This is a genomic window from Halocella sp. SP3-1 (genome assembly GCF_003953885.1).
GTDB lineage: Bacteria > Bacillota > Halanaerobiia > Halanaerobiales > DTU029 > Iocasia > Iocasia fonsfrigidae.
Genome location: NZ_CP032760.1, coordinates 506,233 through 520,648 on the forward strand (window position 1 = coordinate 506,233; position 14,416 = coordinate 520,648).

The 14,416-nt window shown below is 36.1% G+C and carries 17 protein-coding genes; 4 read left to right on the forward strand and 13 right to left on the reverse strand.

Annotated elements, in window-relative coordinates:
* Positions 1–68 precede the first annotated feature (68 nt).
* Genes D7D81_RS02350 through D7D81_RS02360 form a run of 3 tightly spaced genes read right to left on the reverse strand, consistent with a single transcriptional unit; the run spans position 69 to position 2,168 of the window.
* Positions 69–941, reverse strand: a complete 873-nt coding sequence (locus D7D81_RS02350) for an ATP-binding protein (RefSeq protein WP_286170093.1) — start codon at positions 939–941, stop codon at positions 69–71.
* Entirely contained in the window at positions 938–1,780 is an 843-nt protein-coding gene (locus tag D7D81_RS02355; RefSeq protein WP_125986959.1) for an ATP-binding protein, read from the reverse strand. The genes D7D81_RS02350 and D7D81_RS02355 overlap by 4 nt, the downstream gene beginning before the upstream one ends.
* A 10-nt stretch (positions 1,781–1,790) precedes the next feature.
* Positions 1,791–2,168 (reverse strand): NifB/NifX family molybdenum-iron cluster-binding protein, encoded by a 378-nt coding sequence (locus D7D81_RS02360; RefSeq protein WP_125986961.1) that lies wholly within the window; start codon positions 2,166–2,168, stop codon positions 1,791–1,793.
* A gap of 261 nt (positions 2,169–2,429) precedes the next feature.
* On the opposite strand from D7D81_RS02360, the gene D7D81_RS20190 reads away from it, so the two are divergent.
* On the forward strand, positions 2,430–2,576 hold the full coding sequence (locus D7D81_RS20190) for a hypothetical protein (protein ID WP_353622106.1): 147 nt from the start codon (positions 2,430–2,432) through the stop codon (positions 2,574–2,576).
* 28 nt (positions 2,577–2,604) lie between these two features.
* Here the strand turns inward: D7D81_RS20190 and purD are convergent, their stop codons facing one another.
* From purD to purB, 3 genes are read right to left on the reverse strand one after another with little or no spacing between them, the layout of a single operon-like run.
* Entirely contained in the window at positions 2,605–3,882 is a 1,278-nt protein-coding gene (gene purD, locus D7D81_RS02370) for a phosphoribosylamine--glycine ligase (protein WP_125991857.1), read from the reverse strand.
* A gap of 11 nt (positions 3,883–3,893) precedes the next feature.
* Positions 3,894–5,165 (reverse strand): adenylosuccinate synthase, encoded by a 1,272-nt coding sequence (locus D7D81_RS02375; RefSeq protein ID WP_125986963.1) that lies wholly within the window; start codon positions 5,163–5,165, stop codon positions 3,894–3,896.
* A gap of 25 nt (positions 5,166–5,190) precedes the next feature.
* The gene (purB, locus tag D7D81_RS02380) at positions 5,191–6,501 is read right to left on the reverse strand and encodes an adenylosuccinate lyase (RefSeq protein WP_125986965.1); all 1,311 of its coding nucleotides are present in this window, start codon (positions 6,499–6,501) and stop codon (positions 5,191–5,193) included.
* Between the two features lie 298 nt (positions 6,502–6,799).
* On the opposite strand from purB, the gene D7D81_RS02385 reads away from it, so the two are divergent.
* From D7D81_RS02385 to D7D81_RS02395, 3 genes are read left to right on the forward strand one after another with little or no spacing between them, the layout of a single operon-like run.
* Positions 6,800–7,825, forward strand: coding sequence for a DnaD domain-containing protein (locus D7D81_RS02385; RefSeq protein WP_125986967.1), 1,026 nt, complete (start codon positions 6,800–6,802; stop codon positions 7,823–7,825).
* Positions 7,826–7,852: 27 nt separating this feature from the next.
* A complete protein-coding gene (locus tag D7D81_RS02390; protein WP_125986970.1) occupies positions 7,853–9,232 on the forward strand; it encodes a replicative DNA helicase in 1,380 nt (459 codons plus the stop codon).
* On the forward strand, positions 9,225–9,425 hold the full coding sequence (locus tag D7D81_RS02395) for a hypothetical protein (RefSeq protein WP_125986972.1): 201 nt from the start codon (positions 9,225–9,227) through the stop codon (positions 9,423–9,425). The genes D7D81_RS02390 and D7D81_RS02395 overlap by 8 nt, the downstream gene beginning before the upstream one ends.
* A 126-nt stretch (positions 9,426–9,551) precedes the next feature.
* Here D7D81_RS02395 and D7D81_RS02400 read toward each other — a convergent pair whose 3' ends face one another.
* The 7 genes from D7D81_RS02400 to D7D81_RS02430 form a co-directional block, all read right to left on the reverse strand.
* A complete protein-coding gene (locus D7D81_RS02400) occupies positions 9,552–9,746 on the reverse strand; it encodes a DUF350 domain-containing protein (protein ID WP_125986974.1) in 195 nt (64 codons plus the stop codon).
* A 53-nt stretch (positions 9,747–9,799) separates the two neighbouring features.
* On the reverse strand, positions 9,800–10,000 hold the full coding sequence (locus tag D7D81_RS02405) for a DUF350 domain-containing protein (RefSeq protein WP_164522085.1): 201 nt from the start codon (positions 9,998–10,000) through the stop codon (positions 9,800–9,802).
* Between the two features lie 89 nt (positions 10,001–10,089).
* A complete protein-coding gene (locus D7D81_RS02410; RefSeq protein ID WP_125986978.1) occupies positions 10,090–11,622 on the reverse strand; it encodes a polyamine aminopropyltransferase in 1,533 nt (510 codons plus the stop codon).
* 39 nt (positions 11,623–11,661) lie between these two features.
* Positions 11,662–12,135, reverse strand: coding sequence for a DUF4247 domain-containing protein (locus tag D7D81_RS02415; RefSeq protein WP_230869827.1), 474 nt, complete (start codon positions 12,133–12,135; stop codon positions 11,662–11,664).
* Between the two features lie 6 nt (positions 12,136–12,141).
* Positions 12,142–12,696, reverse strand: a complete 555-nt coding sequence (locus tag D7D81_RS02420) for a DUF2617 family protein (RefSeq protein WP_125986982.1) — start codon at positions 12,694–12,696, stop codon at positions 12,142–12,144.
* The gene (locus tag D7D81_RS02425) at positions 12,689–13,372 is read right to left on the reverse strand and encodes a PspA/IM30 family protein (RefSeq protein WP_125986984.1); all 684 of its coding nucleotides are present in this window, start codon (positions 13,370–13,372) and stop codon (positions 12,689–12,691) included. The genes D7D81_RS02420 and D7D81_RS02425 overlap by 8 nt, the downstream gene beginning before the upstream one ends.
* Positions 13,373–13,734: 362 nt before the next feature.
* Positions 13,735–14,253 carry a DUF4178 domain-containing protein gene (locus D7D81_RS02430; RefSeq protein ID WP_125986986.1) on the reverse strand — a complete coding sequence of 173 codons (519 nt, stop codon included), beginning with the start codon at positions 14,251–14,253 and terminating at the stop codon, positions 13,735–13,737.
* Between the last annotated feature and the right edge of the window lie 163 nt (positions 14,254–14,416).

The window sequence follows — 14,416 nt, forward strand, 5'->3', positions numbered from 1 at the left end:
TAAAATCACTCCTATAATTAGATAGTTTTTTCTATTCTAACACAGTTATAAGCATATGTCAATTAATCTTATAACTGGTTTATCTCTTTAACCTTCTGCCACATATCTCTAATAGCCACAGCAGGTTTAGCTGCTGGTTTGTAATTAACAATCAACTTGCCCAGATGCATCGCCTCATTAATCTCGCGAGAGAATGGTATCTTGCCAATAACTGAAATTCCTTTTTCCTGACAATATTTATTAATCTCGGCTGTCATCTTTTCATTAAGATCATATTTATTAATAACAATAAATACTTGAATATTAAAGTGTTTACTGAGTCCTAAGACCCTTACCAGATCAGCCAGGCCTGACTGAGTAGGCTCTGTAACAACTAAAGCCATATCAACACCATTAAGTGAGGCAATGACAGGACAGCCTATCCCTGGTGAACCATCAATTAAAATGAGTTTTTTATTTTGTTCGATAGCAATTTTAGCTGCCTCTTTTTTTACCTCACTTACTAATTTACCAGAGTTATCTGCCCCGGCCTTCAATTTTGCATGGATCATTGGTCCAAACCTGGAATTGGAATGATAGATATGACCTGTTATCTGTTCCTCCAGGTGAATTGCATTAGATGGACAGACAACTGCACATACACCACATCCGTCACACTTCAGCGGGTTAATGCTTAAATCTTCATTGATAGCCTTAAAACGGCAAAACTCTCTACAAAGTCCACAGTTATTACAGCTGTCCTCATCTTTTACAGCCAGTTTAGCACTTTTAAAGACTGTCTTTTTCTCTACAGTCGGTTTTAGTAATAAATGCATGTTAGGGGCATCTACATCACAATCTCCTAAAACAACATTATCTGCCAGAGCAGCAAGGTTGGAGATTACTGTTGTCTTACCAGTACCTCCCTTACCACTAATTACTGTCAATTTTTTGATTGTCATTTGACTACCCCCTTAATATGTTGATAAATTTTGCTAAACTCCTCTTTCCATTCAGGCAGTTCCTGTACAAAGGGTATACCTTCAGAATACAACTCAGCTATCTGACGGTCATAGGGGATTTTTAATAAAATTTTAATACCCTCTTTACGACAATAATCCTCTATCAGATAATCATAGTCTTCCTCTGAGCGATTGATTATCACCCCATATGGTTTTTTTAATTCCTTTAACATATCAACAGCCATCTGCAGGTCATTTAAACCAAATGGAGTCGGTTCAGTAACAAGAATACAATAATCACTATCTAAGGCTGCTTCAACTGTAGGACAGGTGGTACCTGGTTGAGCATCAATAATAACATCCTTTTCTTCATCCATAAATCCTTTTAATTCTTCAATTACCGGTACAGCAGTCTCTTCACCAATATTTAATTCACCCTGCCAGAAATCAAGTTCTCGATCAGAGTGATCCCATTTTATATTGCCGATCTCTCTTTTTTCTTCACTTATAGCATCCCGGGGACAGACTATCTTACAACCTCCACAGCTGTGACAGATCTCTGGAAAAACCATTACTTTATCTAAGATGATAGCCAGGGCATTATACTGACAGAAATCCACACATTTACGACAGGAATTACATTTATCATAGTCAATTTGGGGGACATATCTATTAACAGCCTGGTATTCATCAGCAAAATCTGGTTTAATAAATAAATAGGAATCAGGTTCCTCTACATCCGCATCCAGCAATTGTACATTCGACAGTGACAGGGCAAGATTAGTAGCAATAGTAGTCTTACCCGTCCCTCCTTTGCCGCTTAGTACTGTTATTTTCATAATTGATAACCTACTTTAACCCTGCATGGGCCCCGTTAGTTGGGTCAAGTAATTCCTTAAGTGAATCATTCTGGTACAATTTAACAGCATCTCTAACTGTATCACCGCTATATGAATACATCTTAATACCGGCAGCTTTTAAAACACTAAAAGCCTTGGGACCAAAATTACCGGCTATAACAGCTGCCGGGTCTTCATCAACTACCTGCTGGGCAGCCATTACCCCGGCACCACTGGAAGCATTTGCAGCAGAATTATCCAAAAAACTTATCTCTAAATTATCTGTTTCCAGCAGAGCAAAAAATGGAGCCCTTCCAAACTGTTTGTCCACCTTTGCATTTAAATCATTATTATCAATTGTTGTTAATATAATTTTGATTATAATCATCCCCTAACTTATATTTAAACAATGAAACATGATAATTATAGCATTGTTTTTAGCATATGTCAATAACCGGCCCTTTATCCATGGTTTTCAAAGGTATAGTACATGACTTTTTGCCTATTTTTTTAAAATATGAAGGAAATTCCCGTTTTATGTATAATATTATAAATAAAAGTAGTTTTTGGTAATATAGGAGGTGTTTATAAAATTATTAATTTACTCTCTCTAATTGAGGAAAAACGCCGAGAATTAAATGAACTTTTTCTGGAAAAAAACCATTTTGATGAAATAGTCCTACAAAAAAGCCAGGAAATTGATATGCTGCTAAATCTTCTCGCCAGGGGATATGGGGATGATTACCTGGCCAAAGACAATAACAGCGTATTAAAGAAAGCCCAACCAGGCGGCTGAGCTGTGAAAAAGAAATACATTTTTTAAATTAATAACTATCATCAAAGACTCTATAGGCTATATCTGTTCGATAGTGCATATCTTCAAAAGAAATCTGATCTATACATTCATAGACCTGGTCAATAGCATCTATCAGACCGCTGCCAAGTACTGTAATACCCAGAACCCGGCCACCTGCTGTATAAAAATCATCGCCCTCTTTTTTTGTCCCGGCATGAAAAACCAGGACATTGTCATATTTATTTAACTCATTTAAACCCTCTATCAAATAACCTGATTTATAATCTATGGGATAACCACCAGAGACAAGAACTACACAAACAGCAGACCTTTTATCCCACTCTAATTTAATCTCTTCCAGATTATCATTGACTACCATTTCTATCAGGTTTATCAGGTCATTTTTTAATCTGGGTAAGATCACCTGTGTCTCAGGGTCACCAAGTCTGGTATTAAAATCAAGAACTTTGGGCCCCATATCAGTAATTATTAAGCCCGCATAAAGTATTCCTTTGTAGTTAATCCCTTCAGCCTGAAAAGCCTTTATAGTAGGTTTGAGAATTTTATGACAAATTTCCTCCTGTAGAACATCATCTATAAAGGGAGTCGGACTATAAGCCCCCATACCTCCTGTGTTGGGGCCTTCATCACCATCAAAAATTGCTTTATAATCCTGGGCAGGAGACAGAGGTAGAATGTTTTTCCCATCAGTTAAAACCAGGATAGATACCTCTTCCCCCTCTAAAAAATCCTCAACTACTATTCTATTACCTGCATCACCAAAAATTCGTTCTTCCATAATCTTAGCTACTGCTTTTTCAGCCTCTGATTTATTTGTTGCAATAACAACACCCTTACCCCCGGCTAAACCTTCAGCCTTGATAACCACAGGGTAAACACAGTGCTGGAAGTATTGTAGTGCTTCATGGGGATTAGTAAAGACCTCATACTCAGCTGTCGGTATATTATATTTTTTGAGTATCTCTTTAGCATAAACCTTACTCCCCTCAACCATTGCTGCCTTTTTACTGGGGCCGAAAATAGCCAGCCCTCGCTTGTTAAATTCATCAACAATACCAGCTACCAGGGGGTCTTCTGGTCCTACAACAGTCAGGTCAATATGGTGAGCAACTGCCCAGTTAGCCAGACCAGTAATATCGTCACTACCTATATCAACCCTGTCAGCCAGTGGAAGCATACCATCATTACCTGGTGCGGCATAAATTCTTGCTACCCTTTCACTCTGAAAGAGCTTCCAGACCAGGGCATGTTCCCTGCCACCGCTGCCGACAACCAGCACTCTCATCTTATCACCCCTCATTTTAAGATAGCCTCTTCCCTCTCCGGCCCGGTTCCAATTATCTTAACAGGGACAGCAATAAGCTCTTCTATCCTCTTAATATAGTTTCGGGCATTCTCAGGTAGTTTATCGAAATCCCTTACAGCTGATATATCTTCCTTCCAACCTGGCAGGTTTTCATAAACCGGTTTGCAGGCTGATAACTTCTCCAACTGAACAGGGAATTCATCTAAAACCTCACCCTGATAACGATATGCTGTACAGACCTTGATTTCATCAAGTCCTGTTAAAACATCTACTTTAGTAAGGGCAATCTCTGTTAAACCATTAACCCTGAAAGCATGTTTTAAGATCGGGACATCAAACCAGCCGCACCTCCTGGGTCTACCAGTAGTAACCCCATATTCATGACCTTTTTCCCGCAGCCATTCACCTGTTTTATCCTCCAATTCTGTAGGGAAAGGGCCCTCCCCTACCCTGGTTAAATATGCTTTAGCAACACCAACAACATCATCAATCAGAACTGGGCCTATTCCTGCCCCATTACAAACACCACCGGCAGTTGGATTAGAAGATGTAACAAAGGGATATGTCCCGTAATCCACATCAAGGAGAGTCCCCTGAGCACCTTCAAAGAATATTTTTTTATTTTCTTTACGCACCTTATCCAATAATAAAGAGGTATTTTTAACATAGGGCCTTATTTCTTCTATATATGGTAGGTATTCTTCCATAATCTCTTCTATATCAACAGGTTTTGATTTATAAACCTTTTCAATAATTAAGTTCTGATAGGCCAGGTTCTCCTGCAGTTTTTTATAGAAAATATCCCGGTTAAGTGTATCGCAGACTCTGATACCACGGCGGGCTATCTTATCTGTATAGGCCGGACCAATACCCTTGCCTGTTGTACCTATTTTGGAATCTGCTTTCCGTTCTTCTTCAAGACGATCCAGTAGACGATGATAGGGCATAATTACATGGGCTGATTCACTGATAAAAAAATTATCCAGACTGATCTTGCGCTCTATTAACCCGTACATCTCCTTAAGTAGTGCCTCAGGGTCAATTACTACGCCATTACCAATTACATTTATCTTTTCAGGATAGAGTATGCCGGAAGGTATCAGGTGGAGTTCAAATTTCTCATCCCCCACTATTACTGTGTGTCCAGCATTATTTCCCCCACCAAAACGCACTACTACATCAGCAGTCCGGGCTAACATATCGGTAATCTTACCTTTTCCCTCGTCTCCCCATTGTGTACCAATTACTATTTTATTTGCCATAATAAGCAGCTTAAACCTGTCTGGTTTAAGCCTCCTCCCTTCCTTCAAGCCCTATCCGTTGATAAATATAGTCTACTTCTTTAAGAAAGGACCTGTAATCAAATATTCTATCTATTTCTTCTTCAGTCAGGTATTTACTGACTTCTTGATCACCTTTAATTAATTCTTGATAACTAGCTCTTTCCTCCCAGGCTTTTAAGGCATTGCGCTGTGCTAGATCATAGGCTTTTTCCCGGACAAGGCCTTTATCTACCAGGGAAAGCATTAGTTTCTGTGAAAATATAAGTCCGTGGGTTCTATTCATATTTTCCTTCATTCTATCTTTATTAATAAGCAACTCGTCTAATACCATGATAAATTTGTTTAACATATAGTTTACCATGATTGTACTATCAGGGATAATAACCCTTTCGACTGAGGAATGTGTCAAATCCCTTTCATGCCAGAGTGCAATATTTTCCAGACCAGGTAATACATTACCCCTGACAATCCTGGCCAGTCCTGAGACTCTCTCACATATTATCGGGTTCTTTTTGTGAGGCATAGCCGATGAGCCTTTCTGCCCCTTGCGAAATCCTTCCTCCACTTCAAGGATGTCTGTCCTCTGCAGATTGCGAATTTCGGTAGCAAACTTCTCTAAAGAAGCAGCTATCAAGGCTAGATTATTAAGGAAATCAGCATGCCTATCCCGCTGTAGTATTTGATTTGAGACAGGTGCTGGTTCTAAACCTAATTCCTCACAGACCAACTCCTCTACGCGGGGATTTACACTGGCATAAGTACCAATAGCCCCGGAGATCTGACCTACAGCAATAAACTCTTTGACCCTTTCCATTCTCTTAATATGTCTGTCTATCTCAGTATACCAGATAGCCAGTTTCAAACCCCAGGTTGTAGGCTCACCATGAACACCATGTGTCCTCCCGATCATAATGGTATCTTTATGCTGGTATGACTGTTCTCCCAGTTTCTTTTTTAACTTTTTAAGGTCTCGTAAAATAAGATCATGGGCATCACAGAGCTGCAAGGCCAGAGCAGTATCCTTTACATCAGAAGATGTCAAACCCATATGTATATATTTTGATTCTTCTCCCAGGGTTTCATTTATACCCTCAACAAAGGCCAGTATATCATGCCTGGTAGTCTTTTCTATCTCTTTAATCCGCTTAAGGTCCAGGCTAATATTACCTTCTATTTTCTTTATGTCTTTTTCAGGGATCCTGCCAAGTTTAGCCCAGGCTCTACAGGCAGCCAGTTCTATGGCCAGCCACTTCTTATATTTGCTCTCTTCACTCCATACCTTCTCCATCTCAGGCAAACTATAACGACTTAACAAAAGCTAATCTCCCTTTCAAATTATATTTATTTTAATTCTCTGCTACGTCTTAATCTTAGCAAATAAAGGTTGTCTTTGTCAAGGTAAGTATAATTTTATTCCTATAGATATTTATTAAGAGTCTGTTCGAAAAGTCACTGCTTATACCCCTGTGATTATACATCCCTTCACTCAATGGTAGCACCTTAACTTCGTTCCGGGAAGTATAATCACCTAAACAATTCTTTTCGAACACACAAATTAAGAAGGGTTTTGACTACTTTTAGAGAATTATTTATAATGAGAAAGAGGGGTTTTTATGTCTTTTTTTATTAATCAACATCAAAGAATCAGCATATCCTCGCCTGAAGATGATAGTATAATCGAATTGGGGAATACCTGTATTGATAATGGTTTTTTAAAGAGATTCCCTGGAATAAGCCTATCTATCTTCTTTTATCTCCTAACACACCTTGATGATAATCAATGTATCTATACCAATGCAACTATCATCTCCAGTTATTTGCCCAGGGAGGTTTCTATCCCTGCTATAAATAAAGCCTTAAAGCACCTCGCTGAACATGGTATAATAAGAATCTCGGCTAAACGGGAGGGGGACTACACCTATAAAATAGAACTTAATTTAAATATTTTAAGAAATAGTTCTCTTCCTATAACTGATCATAGAGAAGGATTATATAATAACAAGAACATACGAAAAACTGTTATCGATAAAAAAACACCATCAGAAGAAGAACTATATCAGGCAATATTAAGCTTTATTCCCCCAGAGGAGGATAAAGGGGAGTTAAGTAAATGGCTGGATAGCTTTGATCACAAAATGATTGCTGAGCTGATCAGAAGGGTAGATAGATGGTTAGAAAGAAATGATAACCCACCTGGTCAGGCTTTTCACTATTTAAAAGGGATTGTTGATGACTGGTACCGAAAGGAAATCTTTACTTATCAACGTTTAAAACACTTTGACCAGCTTTATCGCGAAACAAGGGAACTGGCCAGTTCTTTCGGAATTAAAAAATGGCAAAATGTTAAACCCATTCATATGGAAACCTTTAAAAGCTGGTTAAGTGATGACTACCCTTTAAGTAGTTCAATCATTAAACTGGCTATTCAAGAGGCTGTTAAAAGGAAACGGGATGGACAACCTTCACTTAAATATATCGAAGACAATTTTATTAAACCCTGGAAGGAATCAGGGATAAAAACTACCCAGGAGGCCAGGGCTCATTTGAAAAATTCCAGGGATTCTTACTATAAAGTAAACAAAGAAGAAAAAAAGATGGCTGATAATTGGGAAGATGTCCCCTGGGGGTTTGAAAGTTGATTTATTACTAAAAAAAGGAGGATTCATATGGCCACTAAAGAAAATATACTAAAGGGATTTGAACAGCACAACCACGAGTTTCAACTGCTGGGCATTTTATTACAATACCCTGAAAAGATTGATGAGATAGCTGATACCCTGGAGTTAAAACACTTTTTGAATCCACAGGCCCAGTTAATCTATGAAATTCTCCTTAATCAATTTCAGGAAAACAGTCAAATATCCAGAACAAAACTCTTTTTAAGACTAAAGAAAGATGGTATTATTAAAAAACCAGAAGAAACCATCGAACTTCTTACGTCTGGTTTTAATACCCTTGATGAATTGTTACCAACTATTGACCTTATTAAAAATAACTATCAAAAACAATTACTACTTAAAGCAGCCAGGAGATTAAAAGAGTTAGTTGATAAAACTGACCTCTCTATCGGAGATTATCAGGCCAGGGCACAGGATATTATTTTTGAGGCTACCAATGAATCAACAGATACGGAAAAACATATTTATCTAATGGAAGAGGCCTTAATGGATTCTTTTGAAGCCTATATTGACCGGAAACACAACAAAGCTGATGTCGGTCTGCGGACAGGGTTCATCTCACTAGATAATTTAATCGGTGGGTTTAAAAAGGGACACCTCTCTGTACTGGCTGCTTCTACCAGTATGGGTAAAACCGCCTTTGCTATCAATATAGCCAAAAATATCATTAAACGGAATGTCCCAGTGGCAGTTATCAGCCTTGAGATGGATGCCCAGGAGATTATCGACCGCATGATTATCCAGGAATCAGGTGTTAACGGCTGGAAATATAATCAGGGAGAAACAAATGAGGAAGAAGATAAAAGGGTTTCCAGGGCACTTGATACCCTTCATAAACTGCCGCTGGTTATTTCTGATGAAAGGGGACTAAATGTTGCCCAGATCAGGGCCCGACTCCGCAAGTTTAAATCACAGATGGGAGAGCTCGGTCTGGTTGTTATTGATTATCTACAGATGATCCAGCTGCCTGATGAGCAGCTGCATAATACAGCCCGGGCTGTCGGTCAGGTTGTCCTACAGCTGAGAAACTTAGCTTCTGAAATAAATGTACCTATTATTCTTATATCCCAGATTAGCCGTAGTTTTACCAGCCGACAAGATAAAAGACCTGTCCTCTCTGATTTAAGAGATTCTGGTAATATTGAAGAGGTTGCTGATGGGGTTATCTTCCTCTACCGCCATGCCCATACCAGTGCTGCTGCCCGTGAAAAGGCTGAAGAAGAAGGAACAGCCAACGATACTGATGTAATTGTAGCCAAGCAGAGGACTGGTCAAACCGGTTCAATTAAACTCTATTTTGAAGATGAATATATCCGCTTTATCGACCCTGAGAACCTGTCCCTGGAGGAGAGTCTACCCAATGTATGATGAAAACATAGAATCCCAGCTGGATTTTGATTTAAAAGCCGTCCTGGCCTTTGCCAATCGTTATGAAAAATTACATGAAAAAGGGATAATTTCAGCCGAACAGTTAGAACAAATTATTACCCTGATTGAGGATTATCAAAAATATAGTTTTGAGGAGTTTAAAGAAAAACTTAGAAGCATTATGGATTCTTAAGTAAATATGTCTGTTCTAACTTCTAGTATGAAAACAATCAATACTGAATTGTGTAATCAAGAAAAGAACCTTCACTGAAGGTTCTTTTCTTGATATACATAATATAATATATACTATAAATATTTTTTATACAATCACTGCACTCACTACAATAGCTACACCAATAAATATTCCAGCTACAGTTAAACCAGCAGCTATATTATGGTCATCAATTTCTTCATTTAAATCAAATGGAGTAATTATATCAAATATTTTATAACCTAAGGCACAAAGTATCATACCTATAACAAAATAAACTATACTTGAAAGAATTGGATTCACTTACCTAAACCCCCTTTAATTTATCTAATAGTTTTAAACCGAGAAACCATTTACTAAATAATTGCCGCTTTTATAATAATAGCCACTGCTATAAAGATTCCTGCAATCACTACACCTATAGCTGGATTTTTCTCTTTAATTTCTTCTGCGAAATTATATGGGGTTATCCAGTCAAAAAATTTATAACCTAAAAACATTAAAACTAAGGCCAGTACTGCATAAACAATAGTTGCAATAAATTCATTTGTTAACATATTCTCCTTCATCTCCTTTCCTTTATGATATTAAATACAAAAATTATCTATTCTCTTCAAAGCAATATATATAAGGAATTAATCGTCCTTTAGTTATACTCTTCCCAGGCATTATAATAAGTTCTGATTAAAATAGGCCTGATTAGGGTATTAATATCAGCTGTTTTTTCATTTAATATATCCTGTCCAAATACAAACAAATTCTCGGCCTGTTGATCAGTCAAAAATTTTGTAGCCACCTTAATTTTGATGTCAGCCGGATTAAATCTAAAACCCTTTGTCCCTATATTAAATCCCCAGTCTCCAAAAGAAGGAATATAAACATGATATGGGCTGGTATAAAAGCCAGCTTCTTTAATAGTATTATGTATAATCCAAAAACATTCAGCAGCAAAGTAAGGGGATGTAGATTGGGCAGCCATAATTCCTTGATCATTTAAATGCTCATAAACAAATCTATAAAATGTTACAGTATATAATTTATTCAAACTCTCATTATTTGGATCAGGAAGATCAACAAGAATTACATCATATTTTTTTTTGCTTGTTTCTAAGTACTGATAAGCATCCTGATTAATAATCTTAACCCTTTTGTCACTAAACGAATCCTGATTAAACTTAAGAAGATACTCAGAAGTTTTAGCAAGATCAGTTACTGATTTATCTAGATCTACCAGATCTATTTCTTGAATATCGGAGTATTTTAAAACCTCTCTGATAGCTAATCCATCACCACCACCCAAGATAAGAATCTTCTTATCTCCATCTAATAAACTTAAAGCTGGATGAACTAAAGATTCATGATAACGGTATTCATCTTTCGAAGAAAACTGTATATTGCCGTTTAAGAATAGTCTAATATCATCCCTATCTTCTGTTATCACAATCTTTTGATATTCAGTCTGGCTGGAAAAAACAACCTTATCCCTGTATAACTTTCTTTCCAGAAAAGCCTCTGTATCATCAACAGTAAAAACACCTATCATAAGAATGACAATCACCAGCATAATAACAATAAATATCATCTTGTTTTTCCGTAAATTTCCTTTATATTTTATAAAAAGATAAGCTGCAACTATTATATTTAATATCCCTATTATATAACTGGTTTTAATAAATCCCAATCTCGGCAATAGGAGAATCGGAAAAGCAATAGAACCAATTAACCCACCAATATAATCAGCAGCAGTTGCATTTGCTAAAGCATCTTTCAACTGATTAAAACTTCCAACAATTCTAGTTACTAATGGTAATTCAAAGCCAGTTAAAGTACCAATTATTACAGTCAATAAAAACATTATTGGCAGATAAGAATTCAACACTGCATAACTATAAAATAGAATCAAACCACAACTTCCACCTATTAAAGCTAAAGCTACTTCTATCAGCATAAACTTAAATATTAAATCTTCTTCAATATACTTTGAAAACAATGAACCTAAACCCATTGAAGTCATAAATAAACCTATTGTAATTGAAAATTGATAAACACTGTTACCCAATAAATATGAAGAAATACCACCAATAATCAACTCATATACTATTGAGGCAATAGCAACAACAAAAGCACAAGTTAAGAAGGGTATTTTATTACTAAAATTCCTATTCCCTTTAGTTTCCATATTAATTACTCCTTATACTTATCCCTCTAATAAAGCAGCTTATTTTCCAAAACCAAAACCACCACCGCGGGATGATGAAGAACCAATGCTACCTTCCCTTATACTGCGAGGGGTCCTTATCCTACCGCTCCGGTAAAGATTATTTCCCCAGAAAAAAACCATCGTATTATGATGACGACGATAGGCAGTTTTATGGTCTTCTATTAATTCTATTTCTGTATGCCCACCTTTATCTTCTACAATTATTACTGCTTCATCATATAATAAAATACTTTTCCCCGTAGAATCAATCTTTTGATCATAAGGTTTCTTTAATGAACTAATACTATTTACCGTCATATTAAGATCATCTTTAGAGTCGTACGTTTTAACAGCACCCTCAACGGATTTTAAGGCATATTTTTTATCAACAGCCTTCACAATATTAGGTCCTCTTCCTGTTAATAAACCCCCTACAATAAAAATAATCAATATTAAGACCCCTAGACTAACAATAATATCTCTTTTTTCCATCAACACTCAACCCTCCTTCTCTATTATACTTCTTGTTTTTATAATTTTTTTATCTGCTGGATAACTATGATAAGTTATCCAGCAAAATTTATCCTCTTTCCCCGTAATTTCAATGCTGGTAACAGCAAAGCCATCAGGTGAAGGAAAAACATACTCCAGATAAAAACCACAGCCTTTATCAGTATATTTATCTCCAAATTCCCAAGCATTTCTAAGACAGTCATCAATTGTTTCAGTAATAAAACTATATTTATAAAAACTATTAAATCTTTTATTATACCTGTAGTTACAGCAAACTATTAAATTCTTTTGTTGAACAAGCACTTCATCCGCAATATCCTTTGAGTCAACACAGGCTAATAATTCTATTAATTTGTTTTTAGCACCTGTGTCAATTTTAACAAAATGACTTAATCCTATTATAGAAAAGTCTAATATAATCCCCTGCCAGTTTATAACCCTATTTTTTAATACATTAAATTTACAATTTAGATCAGGAGACAGAAACAATTTGTACTCAAGTCCTAAAACTGATAATTTTTTATACCTTACTTTATTCATTTTTATTCATTTCAGCCTTTAACTTAGCTAATTCATCATCTATAGAATCCTTATTTTCCAGTTCCTCAAACTGTGCTTCAAGATCATCTTTCTTTAAGTCTTCATATAATTCATCACTAGCCTGGGCCTCTGCTTCCATTTTACCAACTCTTTTTTCCAGTCTATCAAGATTGTCGCTCGCATTTTCCTTGCCAAGGCCACTCATCGTTTCATTAATTTCCTTAGTAGCTCTAGCAGATTCTGCAGCAGCAATTAATTCATCTTGTCTATCTTCAGCTTCTTCAATTCTTTTCTGTAGTTCTTTTACTTTCGCTTTATGTATATCAGCAATCCTCCGTCTTTCAACTACCTGTTCCTGATATTTTTTATAATCCTTTTCAGCTTCTTGTTTTTTCTCTATTGCTTTTCTAGCCAAATCTTCATTACCAGCTTCCAGAGCCTGTTTAGCCCTATCAGCCCAGTGCTCTAATTCTTCTTTAGCTTTATTAGCTTTAGTCTCTGCCTCTTTAACCAAAGTAATAGACTTGGCAACTGCACTTTTAGCTTGCCGAAACTCCCCCTTCATCTTCCTTATTTCTTCTTTCACTATAGCTTCAATATTCTTATCTTCCAATTTATCCATCGCTTGATTGGCCTTACCCTTTACTAATGTCTTCATCCTATCAAAAAATCCCACTTCAAATCCCTCCTCATTTAAATTTCAAATTATTCTTACCTTTACCATAAAAAACAATAGAACAACACGACCTAACAGCCATCCAAACTTAATCACTAATTATTAACCTTACTTAAGAATACCTCTTACACAAAATTACCTTATTATCATAATACAGACAAATATATTTACTGGACGACTCTAGAAATTGTCTGGAGGCATGGACGCCGAAAGACAATTTCTCGACAGTAAACGAAGGCAGGACGCCGTAGTGCACGACAAGGTAAGTAAATATATTTGTCGGTCTTCAAAGTTATCCACAATTTTCAAAATCACATAATTTAAGATTGAATCTCTAGTTTTCATACCAGATGTCAATCATCTTATTTGGCAGGATAAAATTCTAATAAACCTTCTTGCACTTTTTCTCCAACACTAATTTCTAGTTCATTTCCCCATTTTTCAACTGATAGCTGATTTCCATTTCCTGTTTCATAATCCCAATATTTAATCAGCTGACCATCTTTGGCACCCACTTTCCCTTCAATTTCAATATTAGCACTACCTTCTTCAATTAAAGAATAATCCATATCTTCATATTTAATGACTGAAGGTATTTCTTCCTGGAACTTTGCATATAGTTGATGATCAACATCTAATTTCCGGAAGAGTCCTAATCTAACTTCATCATCATCTTCTGCATAAAGCCATAAGTGTTCTTTACTATCAAACAAATGATAATCATACCATATATAGCCTTCTTCATTATATTTAATTTTTCCTATGACCTGATATTCAACCAAATCATAATCTACAATATCATTAATTTGTAAATTAAATGGATTCCTTGCAATAATTTCTTCTTTTTTGTTTTTGTCAAATAGTTTACTAAAAAAGCCCATAGTACCTCCTTCTTATTACCATATTAATTTCTTATGCAAAAATATTATATTAAAAAAAAAAACAAAAATACACAAAATTCATCTAAATTATAACATTTATTACTATTTGTTTCAATAATAGTTTTCTAGCACTTGCTTCTTAAAACAAATAAATCAAAATTTA

Excerpts from the sequence above, each read along its gene's own strand:
- D7D81_RS02350 (WP_286170093.1), bottom strand. The coding sequence starts at position 941 with ATGACAATCAAAAAATTGACAGTAATTAGTGGTAAGGGAGGTACTGGT.
- D7D81_RS02355 (WP_125986959.1), bottom strand. The coding sequence starts at position 1,780 with ATGAAAATAACAGTACTAAGCGGCAAAGGAGGGACGGGTAAGACTACT.
- D7D81_RS02360 (WP_125986961.1), bottom strand. The coding sequence starts at position 2,168 with ATGATTATAATCAAAATTATATTAACAACAATTGATAATAATGATTTA.
- purD (WP_125991857.1), bottom strand. The coding sequence starts at position 3,882 with ATGAGAGTGCTGGTTGTCGGCAGCGGTGGCAGGGAACATGCCCTGGTC.
- D7D81_RS02375 (WP_125986963.1), bottom strand. The coding sequence starts at position 5,165 with ATGGCAAATAAAATAGTAATTGGTACACAATGGGGAGACGAGGGAAAA.
- D7D81_RS02385 (WP_125986967.1), top strand. The coding sequence starts at position 6,800 with ATGTCTTTTTTTATTAATCAACATCAAAGAATCAGCATATCCTCGCCT.
- D7D81_RS02390 (WP_125986970.1), top strand. The coding sequence starts at position 7,853 with ATGGCCACTAAAGAAAATATACTAAAGGGATTTGAACAGCACAACCAC.
- D7D81_RS02395 (WP_125986972.1), top strand. The coding sequence starts at position 9,225 with ATGTATGATGAAAACATAGAATCCCAGCTGGATTTTGATTTAAAAGCC.
- D7D81_RS02405 (WP_164522085.1), bottom strand. The coding sequence starts at position 10,000 with ATGTTAACAAATGAATTTATTGCAACTATTGTTTATGCAGTACTGGCC.
- D7D81_RS02410 (WP_125986978.1), bottom strand. The coding sequence starts at position 11,622 with ATGGAAACTAAAGGGAATAGGAATTTTAGTAATAAAATACCCTTCTTA.
- D7D81_RS02415 (WP_230869827.1), bottom strand. The coding sequence starts at position 12,135 with ATGGAAAAAAGAGATATTATTGTTAGTCTAGGGGTCTTAATATTGATT.
- D7D81_RS02420 (WP_125986982.1), bottom strand. The coding sequence starts at position 12,696 with ATGAATAAAGTAAGGTATAAAAAATTATCAGTTTTAGGACTTGAGTAC.
- D7D81_RS02430 (WP_125986986.1), bottom strand. The coding sequence starts at position 14,253 with ATGGGCTTTTTTAGTAAACTATTTGACAAAAACAAAAAAGAAGAAATT.